General features: G+C 46.9%; 13 protein-coding genes and 1 tRNA gene. 13 read left to right on the top strand and 1 reads right to left on the bottom strand.

Translation table 11 applies throughout. From position 1 onward, the window contains the following. Window positions 1-99 precede the first annotated feature (99 nt). From dnaN to HF864_RS02565, 13 genes are all read left to right on the top strand, one after another. Window positions 100-1,239, top strand: a complete 1,140-nt coding sequence (dnaN, locus tag HF864_RS02625; protein WP_169461566.1) for a DNA polymerase III subunit beta — start codon at window positions 100-102, stop codon at window positions 1,237-1,239. A gap of 279 nt (window positions 1,240-1,518) precedes the next feature. Further along, window positions 1,519-1,743 (top strand): S4 domain-containing protein YaaA, encoded by a 225-nt coding sequence (gene yaaA / locus HF864_RS02620; RefSeq protein WP_169461565.1) that lies wholly within the window; start codon window positions 1,519-1,521, stop codon window positions 1,741-1,743. 3 nt (window positions 1,744-1,746) lie between these two features. Further along, window positions 1,747-2,871, top strand: coding sequence for a DNA replication/repair protein RecF (gene recF / locus HF864_RS02615; protein ID WP_169461564.1), 1,125 nt, complete (start codon window positions 1,747-1,749; stop codon window positions 2,869-2,871). Next, the gene (gene gyrB / locus HF864_RS02610; RefSeq protein ID WP_169461563.1) at window positions 2,868-4,820 is read left to right on the top strand and encodes a DNA topoisomerase (ATP-hydrolyzing) subunit B; all 1,953 of its coding nucleotides are present in this window, start codon (window positions 2,868-2,870) and stop codon (window positions 4,818-4,820) included. The genes recF and gyrB overlap by 4 nt, the downstream gene beginning before the upstream one ends. Window positions 4,821-4,842: 22 nt before the next feature. After that, window positions 4,843-7,344, top strand: coding sequence for a DNA gyrase subunit A (gene gyrA / locus HF864_RS02605; RefSeq protein WP_169461562.1), 2,502 nt, complete (start codon window positions 4,843-4,845; stop codon window positions 7,342-7,344). Between the two features lie 205 nt (window positions 7,345-7,549). Beyond that, the gene (rpsF, locus tag HF864_RS02600; RefSeq protein WP_169461561.1) at window positions 7,550-7,846 is read left to right on the top strand and encodes a 30S ribosomal protein S6; all 297 of its coding nucleotides are present in this window, start codon (window positions 7,550-7,552) and stop codon (window positions 7,844-7,846) included. Between the two features lie 49 nt (window positions 7,847-7,895). After that, window positions 7,896-8,639, top strand: coding sequence for a single-stranded DNA-binding protein (gene ssb / locus HF864_RS02595; protein WP_169461560.1), 744 nt, complete (start codon window positions 7,896-7,898; stop codon window positions 8,637-8,639). Window positions 8,640-8,677: 38 nt separating this feature from the next. Continuing rightward, window positions 8,678-8,914: a 30S ribosomal protein S18 gene (gene rpsR / locus HF864_RS02590; RefSeq protein WP_057779812.1), complete on the top strand. Its 237-nt coding sequence runs from the start codon at window positions 8,678-8,680 to the stop codon at window positions 8,912-8,914. 141 nt (window positions 8,915-9,055) lie between these two features. After that, a complete protein-coding gene (locus HF864_RS02585; RefSeq protein WP_169461559.1) occupies window positions 9,056-11,092 on the top strand; it encodes a DHH family phosphoesterase in 2,037 nt (678 codons plus the stop codon). Further along, window positions 11,089-11,541, top strand: coding sequence for a 50S ribosomal protein L9 (gene rplI, locus HF864_RS02580; RefSeq protein ID WP_169461558.1), 453 nt, complete (start codon window positions 11,089-11,091; stop codon window positions 11,539-11,541). The genes HF864_RS02585 and rplI overlap by 4 nt, the downstream gene beginning before the upstream one ends. 18 nt (window positions 11,542-11,559) lie before the next feature. Continuing rightward, window positions 11,560-12,963: a replicative DNA helicase gene (gene dnaB, locus HF864_RS02575; RefSeq protein WP_169461557.1), complete on the top strand. Its 1,404-nt coding sequence runs from the start codon at window positions 11,560-11,562 to the stop codon at window positions 12,961-12,963. A gap of 104 nt (window positions 12,964-13,067) precedes the next feature. Beyond that, window positions 13,068-14,267 carry an MFS transporter gene (locus HF864_RS02570; RefSeq protein WP_169461556.1) on the top strand — a complete coding sequence of 400 codons (1,200 nt, stop codon included), beginning with the start codon at window positions 13,068-13,070 and terminating at the stop codon, window positions 14,265-14,267. Between the two features lie 15 nt (window positions 14,268-14,282). Continuing rightward, the gene (locus HF864_RS02565; RefSeq protein ID WP_169461555.1) at window positions 14,283-14,594 is read left to right on the top strand and encodes a hypothetical protein; all 312 of its coding nucleotides are present in this window, start codon (window positions 14,283-14,285) and stop codon (window positions 14,592-14,594) included. A gap of 169 nt (window positions 14,595-14,763) precedes the next feature. Here the strand turns inward: HF864_RS02565 and HF864_RS02560 are convergent. After that, window positions 14,764-14,836 (bottom strand) — tRNA-Lys (locus tag HF864_RS02560). Window position 14,837 lies beyond the last annotated feature (1 nt).

Below are 14,837 nucleotides of genomic sequence, written 5' to 3'. Positions count from 1 at the left end.
CTAACAACATTTCTCGTGGTTTTCCACATTATCCACAGGTCCTATTACTACTACTAAAGTTTATATAATATATATAAAGCAACAAGGAGAGATTCACTTATGAAATTTACCATCAATCGTCCAGCCTTTATTAATCAGCTCAATAATGTCTTACGAGCAATCTCATCCAAAACTACGATTCCAATTCTGACTGGTCTGAAGATGGTCGTAACGGATCACAGTGTTATTTTGACGGGTAGTGATGCTGACATTACGATCGAATCAACCTTAGAGGCTGCTGACAGCAACTATGGGTTGTCAATTGAAGAACCTGGGGCAATCGTTTTGCCAGCTCGCTTCTTTAACGAAGTGATCAAAAAGCTGCCGGACAAGCAGGCAACGATTGAAGTCTTTAATGGTCTGCAGGTACGGATCACGTCAGGGACGGCGGAATTTACCATTAATGGTCAGGATGCCAACAATTATCCACACCTGCCAGAAGTTGAAAGCGAAAATACGGTTGAACTGGCTTCTGACATGCTGCGTGAAGTTATTGACCAAACACGGATTGCCGTTTCCAAGCAAGAAAGTCGACCAATTTTGACTGGGATTCACGTTATGCTGAACAATGGTGTTTTGACGGCGGTAGCTACGGACAGTCACAGGTTGGCACAACGTAAGGTTGAATTACCAGAAACGGCAGGGCTTGATTTTGATATCGTTTTGCCGGGGGTATCCATGACGGAACTGGCAAAAATGATCAGTGATGAAAAAGATGGCGTTAAAATGCAGATTACGGAAAATCAAGCATTGTTTATTTTTGGCAATACTCATTTCTACTCACGTCTGTTGGAAGGCAATTATCCAGAAACCAGCCGTCTGATTCCGGAAACGTCCGATACGCGTCTCGAAATTACGGCCAGTGACCTATTGGCATCAATCGAGCGGGCCTCACTGCTGTCTCATGAAAGTCGCAACAATGTCGTTAAGCTGACTGTCAACCCAGAAAACAAGATTGCCACGGTTTCTGGAACGTCAGCTGATGTGGGTAACGTTGAAGAAGAAATCAATGCTGATCAGATTGTGGGCAACCCTTTGGAAATCTCATTCAACCCTGACTACATGCGTGATGCACTGAAGTCGTTTGGCCAGACTAAGATTTTGATTTCGTTTACGACGGCACTGCGGCCATTTACGTTGGTTCCAACTGAAGAAAAAGCCAACTTTGTTCAGTTGATTACGCCAGTCCGGACTTACTAATCAGTTAAATCTGTTGAAAAAGCATCCACTTATCCACAGTGGATGCTTTTTATTGTGGATAAGTGAATAAATCGTTGAAAATCTGTGGATAAATCACTTTCTAATACAAGAAAACGCTTAAATCACTTAAATTTGCTTTCTGAGCGAAAATAGCCTGTTTTAGATAAAAATGATTAATTGGGATAATATTTGCTGACAAGGCCTAAAAACGCCCTTAAATTTGTTTTTACGTCTTATAAAAGCTATAATAGAACAGCAAGCATAAAGTAGGTGAAAAGTATGCAAAATTCAAAAAAAGTCGCAATCAGCAGTGAATTCATTACGCTTGGGCAGCTGCTGAAAGAAGAAGGCATCATTCCTACGGGTGGTGCCGCTAAGTGGTTTTTGCGCGAACATGAGGTCAAGGTTAACGGCGAGTTGGAAGATCGTCGTGGGCGTAAGCTGCGTGCCGGCGATCAAGTTGAGATCAGCGGTATTGAAGACGTTGAGATCGTGGCTGAGTAATCAATGTATCTTTCGGAAATTGAACTGCGAAATTTTAGAAACTATGAGAATCGTAAAGTAGCGTTTTCCCCAGGCATTAACGTGTTCATTGGGGAAAATGCTCAGGGCAAGACCAATCTGCTGGAAGCCATTTACGTCTTGGCAATGACGCGCAGTCACCGAACAGCCAATGATCGTGAGCTGATCAACTGGCAGGCAAAAGAGGCACTGGTCAAAGGGACGGTAATTAAGCAGACGGGACGCGTGCCATTGGAAGTGCTGCTGGGAACGCGCGGCAAGCGGGTCAAGGTCAATCATCTGTTTCAGTCACGGCTGTCGACTTATATTGGTAACCTGAACGTGGTTTTGTTTGCACCTGAAGATCTGGCACTGGTTAAAGGAGCCCCTCAAGAACGGCGCCAATTTATGGACACGGAATTCAGTCAGATGAGTAGCCGTTATCTGTATGCGATCAGCCAGTTCAGGGGGCTCTTAAAGCAGCGTAACGAGTACTTAAAACAGCTGAAGTATGGCGGCCAGGCAGATCAGGTATTGCTGGACGTGCTGTCGGATCAATTGGCTGACAGCGGTGCAGCAGTAATGGCAATGCGCTTTAAGCTGATTAAGCGCTTGGAAACGTGGTCGGCCCAGCTGCATGATCATATTTCCCAGCAAAAAGAAGTCTTGAAGCTGAAATATATTTCCCAGGTAATGGTCGAAGATGAAACGACGGAAAAAGAAATCGCTACGCAGCTGCAGAATCTATACCATGAGCATTTGGCCCAGGAAATCAAGCTGGGGACTACGCTTTATGGTCCGCAGCGTGATGACGTCCGTTTTTTAGTCAATGATCAAGACGTTCATCGCTTTGGCTCACAAGGCCAGCAGCGAACAACAGCATTATCGGTTAAGCTGGCTGAGATCGATTTGATGAACGAGCAGACTGGCGAGTACCCATTGCTACTACTGGATGACGTTTTGTCAGAGCTTGATGATGATCGACAGACGCATCTATTGACAGCTATTCAAGATAAGGTTCAGACGTTTTTGACAACGACCAGCCTCAGTGGCGTGGCACGACAATTGATCAATCGCCCAACGATTTTTCAGATTGCCCATGGAACGATCGACAAGGAGGACATAAAGTGAGCGATAAAGAACTTGAAGCAGAGAAAAAAGCAGAACTGGCCAGCGAGTACGATGCCAGCCAGATTCAGGTCTTAAAAGGGCTGGAGGCAGTTCGGAAGCGTCCGGGAATGTACATTGGCTCCACTAGTGCTCAAGGTCTGCATCATCTGGTTTGGGAAATCGTCGATAATGGTATCGATGAGGCCTTGGCTGGTTTTTGTGATGAGATCAATGTCGTTGTCGAGCCAGACAACAGTATTACGGTAACCGACAATGGCCGTGGGATTCCGGTTGATATTCAAAAAGAAACTGGCAAACCGGCCTTGGAGACGGTCTTTACCGTTTTGCATGCCGGTGGTAAGTTCGGCAACGGCGGCTACAAGGTATCTGGTGGTCTGCACGGGGTTGGTGCCTCAGTTGTTAACGCCCTGTCAACCGAGCTGGATGTCTACGTTACCCGCCAAGGCAAGGAATACTACATGGACTTTGATCATGGCCATGTCAAGACGCCGATGAAGGTCGTTAAAGAAGGTATCTCAGAGCTCAAGCATGGAACGCGGGTGCATTTTAAGCCGGATCCGGAAATCTTTCGTGAAACAACGATCTACAATATCAAAACGCTGACTGATCGCATTCGTGAACTGTCCTTTTTAAACAAGGGCCTTAAGATCACGATCGAAGACAAGCGTGAAGAAAAGCCAACGCGCCAAGAATTCCATTATGAAGGCGGAATTCGTCACTATGTTGAATTCTTAAACGAAGGCCAAGAAGTCCTGTTTGATCCGCCAATCTACGTTGAAGGCGAAGACAAGGGCATTACGGTTGAGGTCTCTTTGCAGTACACGACGGGCTACCGCAGCACGCTGATGACGTTTACCAACAACATTCATACTTATGAAGGCGGAACGCACGAAACGGGCTTTAAGACAGCGCTGACGCGGGTTATTAATGACTATGGTCGTAAGAGCGGTCAACTGAAAGGCAATACGACGCTTTCCGGTGATGATGTACGGGAAGGATTGACGGCCGTAGTTTCGATCAAGCACCCCGATCCACAGTTTGAAGGTCAGACTAAGACCAAGCTGGGCAATTCAGATGCACGAACGGCTACTGATCATATCTTCAGTGAAATGTTTACGCGCTTTTTGATGGAGAATCCCGATACGGCACATAAGATCGTTGAAAAAGGGATGCTGGCCTCAAAGGCACGGGTAGCAGCCAAGCGTGCCCGTGAGGTTACCCGCAAAAAGAGCGGTTTGGAAATCTCAAGATTACCCGGGAAATTAGCTGATAACACTAGCAAGGATCCGGCAATTTCAGAACTGTTTATCGTCGAAGGGGACTCAGCCGGTGGTAGTGCCAAGCAGGGGCGCTCTCGTCTGACGCAGGCAATCCTGCCAATTCGCGGTAAGATTTTGAATGTCGAAAAAGCCGGGATGGATCGCATTCTAGCCAACGATGAGATTCGCTCACTATTTACGGCGTTGGGCACTGGTTTTGGCAGCGACTTTGATATTACCAAAGCCAACTACCACAAGCTGATCATTATGACGGATGCCGATGTCGATGGTGCCCATATTCGAACGCTTTTGTTGACGTTGTTCTATCGCTACATGAAGCCAATGATTACCAATGGCTACGTCTACATTGCACAGCCACCATTGTATCAGGTTCGGCAAGGCAAGTTTGTTAAGTACGTTGAGTCTGATGAAGAGCTGCAAGAGGTTCTGGGAACGCTGCAGCCAAGTCCTAAGCCGGTTATCCAGCGTTATAAGGGGCTGGGTGAAATGGATGCTGAACAGCTGTGGGAAACGACCATGGATCCTGAAAAGCGTCACCTGTTACGGGTTGACTTAGACGATGCTGCCGAGGCCGAGAAAATCTTCCCAATGCTGATGGGAACCAAAGTCGGTCCACGGCGCGAATTTATTGAAGAAAATGCCAAGTTTGTTGAGAACTTGGATCTGTAAAATCAGCTAAGGAGGAAAAAACGTGGCAGATCAAGATATGCCAGGGCGGATTACCGATGTCAATCTGACCGGATTGATGAAAAATTCATTTCTGGACTATGCAATGAGCGTTATCGTAGCGCGGGCACTTCCTGACGTTCGCGATGGGCTTAAGCCGGTTCAGCGGCGGATCCTTTATGGAATGAATGAATTAGGCGTGACGCCAGATAAGCCATATAAAAAATCCGCACGTATCGTAGGTGACGTTATGGGTAAATTCCACCCTCATGGCGACTCCTCGATTTATGAAGGTTTGGTACGGATGGCACAGGACTTCAGCTATCGCTACATGCTGGTTGATGGTCACGGTAACTTTGGCTCAGTTGACGGTGACGGGGCAGCCGCCATGCGTTATACCGAGGCCCGAATGAGTAAGATTGCCGTTGAAATGCTGCGCGATATCAACAAGAATACGGTTGACTTCCAGGATAACTATGACGGCAGTGAAAAAGAGCCTACCGTTTTGCCAGCACGGTTCCCTAATCTTTTGGTTAACGGTGCTTCTGGGATTGCCGTGGGGATGGCAACCAATATTCCAACCCACAACCTGGGAGAGGTTATCGATGCCATTCATCTGCTGATGCAAAATCCCGATGTGACGACCGAAGAATTGATGAAGGTGCTGCCAGGGCCCGATTTTCCCACCGGGGGCGTAGTCATGGGCAAGTCCGGCATTCGCAAGGCTTATGAGACTGGCCGCGGTACGATTATTGTGCGGGCCAAGGTTGATATTGAAGAATCCAAGAATGGCCGTCAGCGCATCGTCGTTCACGAGATTCCATACATGGTCAACAAGGCCCGTTTGATTGAGCGAATTGCTGAGCTGGCTCGTGAAAAAGAAATCGAAGGCATTACCGACATCAATGATGAAACCGACCGAGAAGGGATGCGGATTGTCATTGACGTACGGCGCGATGCCAGTGCTGAGGTCATCTTAAACAACTTGTACAAGATGACTTTGATGCAGACGACCTTTAACTTCAACATGCTGGCCATCGTCAACGGGGCGCCAAAGGTATTGAGCCTCAAACAGATTCTGCAGTACTACCTGGAGCATCAAATCAACGTTGTCCGGCGGCGGACCGAATTTGATCTGAAAAAAGCGCAGAGCCGTGATCACATTGTCAAGGGTCTGCTGATTGCCTTGGATCACATTGATGAGATTATCAAAATCATTCGTGAGGCCCAGACCAGTGAGATCGCCAAAAGTCAACTGATTGATCGCTACACGCTGGATGAGCGTCAGGCTCAAGCCATTTTGGATATGCGGCTGGTTCGGCTGACTGGTCTGGAACGCGAAAAGATTGAAAACGAGCACCAAAAGCTGACTGAGGCCATTGCCGATTACAAAGACATTTTGGCGCATGAAGAACGCATTAACCAGATCATTTATGATGAACTGCTGGAGATTCAGCGTCGTTTTGGCGACAAGCGCCGGACTGAGCTGCAAGTCGGTGACATTACCGACATTGAAGACGAGGACCTGATCGAAGAAGAAGATATCGTGGTTACGCTGACGCATAACGGCTACATCAAGCGGTTGCCGGTTGATGAGTTCAAGTCACAGAATCGTGGTGGCCGTGGCGTTAAAGGGATGGGCGTGCATAAAGATGACTTTATCGAGCATCTGATCTCAAGTTCTACACATGATATCCTGCTGTTCTTTACCAACTCGGGCAAGGTCTTTTCGATGAAAGGCTACGAGGTTCCAGAGTACGGTCGTTCAGCACAGGGAATTCCGATCATCAATCTGCTGGGGATCGATAATCACGAAAAGATTACAGCCGTGATCAACGTCTCCAATGCGGCTGACGATGCCGACAAGTTTTTGTTCTTTGTTACCAAGCAGGGAACGGTTAAGAAAACTCCGGTTGATGACTTCCGCAACATTCGCAGCAATGGTCTGAAAGCTATTCAGCTCCATGATGGTGACGAGCTGATTCACGTCAATATCATCGATGGTCAGCAGAACATGATTCTAGGAACGCGACTGGGCTATGCAGTCAGCTTTAATGCCGAAGACGTCCGCTCCATGGGTCGCTCGGCAGCTGGCGTACGTGGAGCCAAACTGCGCGATGGCGACTGCATCATTGGGGCCGCTCCGCTTAACAGTGACGGCAATGTCTTTGTTATCAGCGAAAACGGTTTTGGTAAACAGACGCCAGCCTCTGAATATCCAATCAAAGGTCGGGGCGGTAAAGGAATCAAGACCGTCAACGTAACGGCCAAGAATGGTCCGTTGGCCGGTTTGACGACAGTCAGCGGCGATGAGGACATCATGCTGGTTACCGATAAGGGCGTAATTATTCGCTTTGGTATTGAGACCGTCTCGCAGACTGGTCGGGCAGCCGTTGGGGTTCACCTGATCAGAATGGATGATGACTCTAAGGTGGCAACGATGGCCAAAGTAGCCAAAGAAGATCAAACAGATGATGCGACTGCTGAGAATTCATCAGCTGCAGAAACTGAAGAAGAAACCAACTAAATAAAATGCAAAAGCTGAATTACGGCATATAGTTTAGACAGAGGGCCACAATTCAGCTTTTTTTGATCAGATGATTGAATCGCTTGTAATTGATTTTTATTTATGCTAATATCTTTTTCTGTGAGTATACGTCAAAACGTCTGCTCTCCTTGCTCTTATTAATCTTGAAGATAAGAGCCAGAGTCCATAAGGAGGTGTAACATTCATGGAAACACGCAAATATGAAATTACTTACATCATTCGTCCTGACATCGAAGAATCTGCTAAGAGCGAACTGGTAGCTCGCTTTGACAAGATTTTGACGGACAATGGTGCCAACATCATCGATTCAAAGGATTGGTCAACGCGTCGGTTTGCCTACCCAATCGCTAAGTACACGGAAGGTACTTACCACGTAGTCAACCTGACTGCTGACAGTGACGAAGCTCTGAACGAATTTGATCGTCTGGCTAAGTTCAGCGACGACATTCTGCGTCACATGATTGTTAAGCGCGAAGCCTAAATCGCGTTGCAATCCAATTGAATAAGTTTTAGAGAGGAGTACGAGGTCCATGCTTAATCGCGTCGTATTAACCGGTCGTCTGACAAGAGATGCTGAATTGCGCTACACTCAAGGCGGCACATCAGTGGCCTCCTTCACGCTGGCCGTTGATCGTCAGTTTCGGAATGCTCAAGGTGAGCGTGATGCCGACTTTATCAACTGTGTTATTTGGCGAAAGCCAGCCGAAAATTTTGCCAACTTCACTCATAAAGGTGCCTTGGTTGGAATTGACGGTTCGCTCCGGACGCGCAGCTACGAGAATAATCAAGGCCAGCGCGTTTATGTAACGGAAGTACAGGTTGATAACTTTGCATTGTTGGAGCCGCGTCGCAGTGGCAATCAGCCATACAATGGCGGCGGTCGTTCTCAGTCCGGCTTTGGTGGTAATCAAGGCGGCTGGAACAATGGTCAGTCGCAGTACAATGGCGGCGGCTATCAGCAAGGCTATGACAACGGTCGTGCTTCTCAACCAATGGGAAATCAATCTTTTGGCAATCAAGGCGGATTCAGTAATCCCTTTGAAAATGCGCCAATGCCTGGTCAAGAAGCACCAGTCCACAATGATTTTCCATTCGGCAATGAAGACTCTCAGCCAGCTGCATCATCAAACAATGATGGCACGTTTAATCTAAATGACAGTGTCTTGCCAACCAACGGTCAACCTGCTGCTAACTCAAGTGATGCTGCCTCAGCACCTAAGTCTAATGACGCTAAATCTGCTGACGGTACGGCTGAAGATGATTTGCCATTTTAATTTAAAACCAAAATACATGATTTAAGGAGGGTAATTTCATGGCTCAACAACGTCGTGGCGGTCGTCGTCGTCGCAAGGTCGACTTTATCGCCGCTAACCACATCGAATACATTGATTACAAAGACACTGATTTGCTGAAGCGTTTCATCTCTGAACGGGGCAAGATTTTGCCACGTCGAGTAACGGGTACCAGCGCCAAGAACCAACGTCGTCTGACGATCGCTATCAAGCGTGCACGGATCATGGGTCTGCTGCCATTCGTTGCTGAAGACTAATTCAGCGGATAATTAAAAACATGATGGCTGGTGTCATCATGTTTTTTTTTGCTTTTATTTATCGGGAAAAACGTCAACGATGAGATGAAGAACCGATTGTGATAAGATAGGGATATCTAGATTGTCGTATAGGAGAAGAATATGGGTAATTTCTTTCGACATAGCAATTGGAATTTTTTAATCAAGAATCATGCAGTTCGATGGAATTTTTGCTATCTGACCTTGATGACGATTATGTGTCTGATCCTGGCCTTTTATACCAACTGGATCCTGGGGACGATCCTGTTGGTAATCGCTTTTGTGGGGATCTGGATCAGCGTCCACCAGCTGCGGCGATTAGTAGTCGATACTGAGGAATATATCAATAATCTGACTTATCAGGTGCAGCGCGGCCAGCAAGAGGCACTTTTGGAGATGCCGATTGGAATGGTAATGCTGAACAAAAACGGTATCGTTAGTTGGATCAATCCTTATATGGCTCGTTATTTTCAGTTTGAGCATATTGTTGGCAAGCCACTGGATCAAGCTGATGAAGAGCTGGCTAAGCTGATCGAAAAGCATCGTCACGATAAAGGGCCGGTAGTCGTTTCATGGCGTGATCATCGATTTGAGTTTTTAGTGCAGGATCGCTATCATGTCTGCTATCTGCTGGATGTCACCAAATATGAGCAGATCAGTGAACGCTATCGACATGAACAGATTTTCCTGGGAAATATCTATCTAGACAATTATATTGAGCTGACGCAGGGAATGAGTGATTCGGCAGTTTCTAATCTGCATAACTATGTGACTTCAGAATTGAGTCACTGGGCTAAAGACAATCATCTGCTGTTGCGAGTAATCAATGAGGATAATTATTTCGTGATCGGGCACTATCAGTCGCTGATTGAATTGGAGAAGCAAAAGTTCAAGATTTTGGATGTGATTCGCGAAAATACCTCCAAGCAAAACTCGCCAGTAACTTTGAGCGTGGGGATTGCATATGGTCAAAGTGATTTGATCAAACTGGCTGACATGGCCCAGCGTAATCTTGACCTGGCACTTGGCCGTGGTGGTGACCAGGTTGTCGTCAGAGAAGAGAATCAGCGGGCGCGCTTTTATGGTGGCCGTACCAATCCAATGGAGAAGCGGACTCGCGTTAGAGCACGGATGATCAGTCAGGCACTGCAGGAACTGATGACGCAGGCTGACCAGGTTTTTGTAATGGGTCATTCCAACCCGGATATGGATTCTTTAGGGGCCTGTCTGGGAATTAGAAGAATTGCGGAAATGAATGGTCATGAGTGCTGGATTGTTTTGGATAAGGAAAAGGTTCACAGCGATATTGCCCGGCTGATGATGGAGATCAACGACTATCAAAGTATTCGTGATCGGATTATCACACCGGATGAGGCCATTAGTAAGGCCACCGACAGCAGTCTGTTGGTAATGGTGGATCACTCTAAGCCAAGTATGTCAATTTCACCCCAGCTTTATGAGCGGCTGGCCGACCGAACGATTATCATCGATCATCATCGACGTGGCGAGGAATTTCCTGAAAATCCACTCTTGGTTTACATTGAGCCTTACGCCAGCTCGACTTGTGAGTTGATTACGGAAATGTTTGAATATCAGCCACGAGAAAGCGAGTCGTTAAATAAGCTGGAGGCAACGGCAATGCTGACGGGAATTCAGATTGATACCAAGTCGTTTACGCAGCAAGCCGGTACCAGGACGTTTGATGCGGCCAGCTACTTACGTTCGGCTGGAGCGGATGGTTTGATGATTCAATATTTCATGAAAGAAAATGTCCATAGTTTTATGGAAAGAAATCATCTGATTGCTACCGTTGAGTTTTTGAATAATGATAAAATGGCGTTATGTGCTGGTGAGGATGATCGCACCTATGATCCGGTCATTGTTGCCCAAGCTGCCGACACCTTGCTGCAGATGGATGGGGTCGATGCCTCGTTTGTAATTGCCAAGCGTGCTAACGACAAGGTTGGAATCTCGGCTCGATCGATGGGGAATATCAATGTCCAGATTATTATGGAAAAGATGGGTGGTGGTGGTCATCTGGCCAATGCCGCGACCCAGATTGACGGTAAGTCAGTCAGTGAGGTTAAGGAAGATTTGATCAGACTTTTAACGACAAACGATCAGATTGAGAATGAAACAGAAAAGGAGCAGCAACAATGAAAGTTATCTTTATTAAAGACGTACGTGGCCGTGGTAAACGCGGTGAATTAAAAGAAGTTCCCGATGGCTATGCTCAAAACTATTTGATTAAGCGTGGCCTGGCCAAGGAAGCCACTAAAGCTGCCATGAGTGAATTGAAGGGACAGCAGCGGGCAGCCGAAAAACATGAGGCAGAAGAACTGGCAGAAGCCAAGCGCTTAAAAGAGGTTCTGGAACAAGAAGACACGGTTGTTGAATTGAGTGCCAAGGCTGGTACCGATGGCCGTATCTTTGGTTCAGTCTCCTCCAAGCAGATTGCCAAGGCTTTGGAAGATCAGTTCAACTTAAAGATCGACAAGCGCAAGATTGAGCTGCCTGCACCAATTAAGGCAACCGGCTTTGTGCACGTACCAATCAAACTGCATCATGATGTAGAGGCAACGATTGACGTGCACGTAGCTGCCAAATAAACGAAAGGCCGTCAGCAAATGGACAATGCCAGTTTAAGTTCAACGCGCACCGCACCGCGTGATCTGGCCGCTGAAAAAGCCGTTTTGGGTGCGGCTTTTCTATCGCATGGCGCCATTGAGGAAGCAATGGAGTTCGTTTCCTCAGATGATTTTTATCAGCGTGCCCATCAGATCGTCTTTGCGGCGATGGTTAAGCTTAACGACCAGGAAAAGCCGATCGATGTCTTGACAATGAAAAGTGAGCTGGAAAGCGAGCATCAATTGGATAACATTGGCGGCGTTGAATACTTGGCTGAGCTGGCTGGATCAGTGCCAACTGCGGCCAATATCGGCTACTATGCCCGGATCGTTCATGATAAGGCTACGGCTAGACATCTGATTGACGTAGCAACAGAAATCGTACAGAAAAGCTATGAGGGCCAAGAAAGCGTCAATGAGCTATTAGACGAGGCTGAAACATCAATTTTGCGGGTTTCTGAATCCAGTAATCGGGCAGGCTTTCAAAGAATTGATACCGTCTTAAATGACTCAATCAATCACGTCTATGAGCTTTCTAAAAACGAGAGCGACGTTACGGGGCTGCCAACCGGTTATCCACAGTTGGATGAGATGACGACTGGTCTGCATGATGATGAGTTGGTGATCATTGCCGCACGTCCGGCCATGGGGAAAACTGCCTTTGCATTGAATATCGCCCAAAACGTAGCTACCAGCTCGGATGCAACGGTTGCGATCTTCAGTTTGGAAATGGGGGCCGAATCGCTGGTTAACCGGATGCTTTGCGCACAGGGCAATATCAATGCCAATCACCTGAGAACCGGTCAACTAAATCAGGATGAGTGGAACAACTTTATGGTTGCCTCCAGTGTTTTAGCGCAGGCCAATATTTATATTGATGATACACCAGGGATCAAGGTACCGGAGATTCGGGCCAAGTGTCGGCGGCTGGCTAAGGAAAACGGCAACCTTGGTCTGATTGTGATTGACTACCTGCAGCTGATTGAAGGGAGCAACCCGGAGAACCGCCAGCAGGAAGTCTCAGAGATCTCGCGACAGCTCAAGAAGCTGGCCAAGGAACTCAGTGTACCGGTAATCGCTCTTTCGCAGCTTTCGCGTGGCGTTGAGCAGCGTCAAGACAAGCGACCGGTACTTTCTGATATTCGTGAATCTGGATCGATCGAGCAAGATGCCGATATCGTCAGTTTCCTGTACCGTGCTGATTATTATGAGCGTGAAGGTGCCGACGATGATGATGATCAAAAAGAAGAAAAAACGTTTAATGATCCCGACCAAAGCTTGAGTGAAGTCGAGATCATCATCGAAAAAAACCGGAGCGGCCCACGGGGAACCGTCAAGCTGCTCTTTAACAAAGCCTATAACAAGTTCGCCGCAGTTGACTATCAGCATACCGAACCGGCTTAAACGACAAGCAGCAGTTGAGTAATCAGCAGCTGCTTGTTTGTTGTCTTGTATTGATTTTGCACTAAGATTAAGAGAGAAATGTTGAAAAGAAGGGGAGCGGGTAAATGAAGAAAACGGGATTTAAATTGCAGTGGCTGCTTTTGGGATCGTTTTTGGGAAGCATTGGCAACAGCTTTATCTGGCCATTGACGACAATCTATATCCATGACCAGCTGCATCAGTCATTGACTGTTTCAGGAGTTGTGCTGCTGTTTTATTCTGGTGCCAATGTTGTCGGCAGCTATATTGCCGGGATGCTGTTTGATCGCAAAAATCCGCGGCATTTGATGATTGGCGGTCTGATTTTAGCGATGGTCTCAATGGCAATTTTGATTTTTAGAAACGGTTGGCCAATCTATCCGGTCATGCTGACGATCATCGGCTTTTTTAACGGCTGGATCATTACGATGGTCAACTCATTTGGGACGCGGGTACGCAGCCATGATGGTCGCTTTGTCTTCAACATGCTTTATTTTGCCAATAACCTGGGGATGGTCTTGGGAACCACGATTGTCGGACCGCTCTATCAGATGGCTCATAACAGTGTGTCGCCACTGTTTGCCATTACAGTGGTTATGTATGCCTTTTTCTTGCTGGTCGTAGTCTTGTTCTTCAATATCGTACCAATCAAGCCACGCCATCATCATACGGTGGACGTAGACTTTGGTCCTAAGCATGCTAAGCTGCCAGCAGCCAATGCCCAGATCATCTGGACGCTGTTTATCTCATTTGCCATTGTCTGGATCATGTATGGACAATGGTCGAGCAACATGTCGGTCTACATGACGGATATGGGTATTTCAATGACGCTGTATAGTATGCTGTGGACGATCAACGGTATTTTGATTGTCTTGTTCCAGGCCGTGATTAGTTGGCTGACCAAAAAGATTACCAATGACTACTACTTTGTCTACTTTGGGATTTTTACATGTGGATTATCGTTTATCCTGCTTTTATTTGCCAAGAGCTATGCAATGTTCGTTTTGGCGATGATTGTTTTGACACTTGGCGAGGCAACGGCCTTTCCGACGATCCCAGCCATCATCAATCTTTTATCACCGGTTGATGATAAGGGAAAGTATCAGGGAATGCTGAATGCTTTTGCTTCAACCGGCAAAGCGATCGGTCCCTTGTTTGGCGGTCTGATTATTGAAAGATTCTCCTACCGGCCGTTGTTTGTTATCTGTGCAGTCTCAATCATGATCGTTGAAGTCGTGGTCTTTGCTGTGGCCATGACCCGTCAGCATGATGCCGAGCAGTTTTAGATTCAAGGTGAGCGTATGTTTTACAATAATTTTGATCAGGTTTATGGCGAGGATCGTTGGGGGATGGTTGGCAAAACCGGTGATCCTTTTCGTGAGGAACGCCGCTTAAAGATTGCCTGCAGTAAATGTCATCAAAAGCCACTGGTGATTGCTGAGCGCAACTGGGAAGCAACCAATGATGATCATTCGCAGCGCTATCAGATTGTGGTTGCCTGTCTCAACTGTGGTTTTGTGGATGAATTTGAGGTTAATGTCGGTCAGGAAAATAAGATTGGCCGGCTAAAATATGCCAAGATTGTCCCAACGCCTGCTGATTTGGCAGAATAAAGGATGGCTGAATTGATCAAACGTTGGTTGATCAGTGTTTGATCTACCAGCTGCTGAGCTGAGTACTATTATCTATTAAAAAGAGGCTGGGTCAATTCCCAGCCTCTTTTTAATAGTGTGGATTTGGAAAATAAAAAAAGCCACCGACTAAAAGCCGATGGCGACATGATGGGCAGTCAGGGGATCGAACCCTGGACCCACGGATTAAGAGTCCGTTGCTCTGCCAGCTGAGCTAACTGCCCA

Source organism: Lactobacillus sp. MRS-253-APC-2B, assembly GCF_012843675.1.
GTDB lineage: Bacteria > Bacillota > Bacilli > Lactobacillales > Lactobacillaceae > Limosilactobacillus > Limosilactobacillus pulli.
The sequence above is the reverse complement of the archived record's forward strand: the minus strand, read 5'-3'. Positions and strand labels throughout refer to the sequence as shown.

What these genes read in the sequence shown, in the direction of transcription:
- rplI (WP_169461558.1), top strand. Translation starts at nt 11,089, where the DNA reads ATGAAAGTTATCTTTATTAAAGACGTACGTGGCCGTGGTAAACGCGGT.
- HF864_RS02565 (WP_169461555.1), top strand. Translation starts at nt 14,283, where the DNA reads ATGTTTTACAATAATTTTGATCAGGTTTATGGCGAGGATCGTTGGGGG.
- ssb (WP_169461560.1), top strand. Translation starts at nt 7,896, where the DNA reads ATGCTTAATCGCGTCGTATTAACCGGTCGTCTGACAAGAGATGCTGAA.
- dnaB (WP_169461557.1), top strand. Translation starts at nt 11,560, where the DNA reads ATGGACAATGCCAGTTTAAGTTCAACGCGCACCGCACCGCGTGATCTG.
- yaaA (WP_169461565.1), top strand. Translation starts at nt 1,519, where the DNA reads ATGCAAAATTCAAAAAAAGTCGCAATCAGCAGTGAATTCATTACGCTT.
- rpsR (WP_057779812.1), top strand. Translation starts at nt 8,678, where the DNA reads ATGGCTCAACAACGTCGTGGCGGTCGTCGTCGTCGCAAGGTCGACTTT.
- recF (WP_169461564.1), top strand. Translation starts at nt 1,747, where the DNA reads ATGTATCTTTCGGAAATTGAACTGCGAAATTTTAGAAACTATGAGAAT.
- HF864_RS02585 (WP_169461559.1), top strand. Translation starts at nt 9,056, where the DNA reads ATGGGTAATTTCTTTCGACATAGCAATTGGAATTTTTTAATCAAGAAT.
- rpsF (WP_169461561.1), top strand. Translation starts at nt 7,550, where the DNA reads ATGGAAACACGCAAATATGAAATTACTTACATCATTCGTCCTGACATC.
- dnaN (WP_169461566.1), top strand. Translation starts at nt 100, where the DNA reads ATGAAATTTACCATCAATCGTCCAGCCTTTATTAATCAGCTCAATAAT.
- HF864_RS02570 (WP_169461556.1), top strand. Translation starts at nt 13,068, where the DNA reads ATGAAGAAAACGGGATTTAAATTGCAGTGGCTGCTTTTGGGATCGTTT.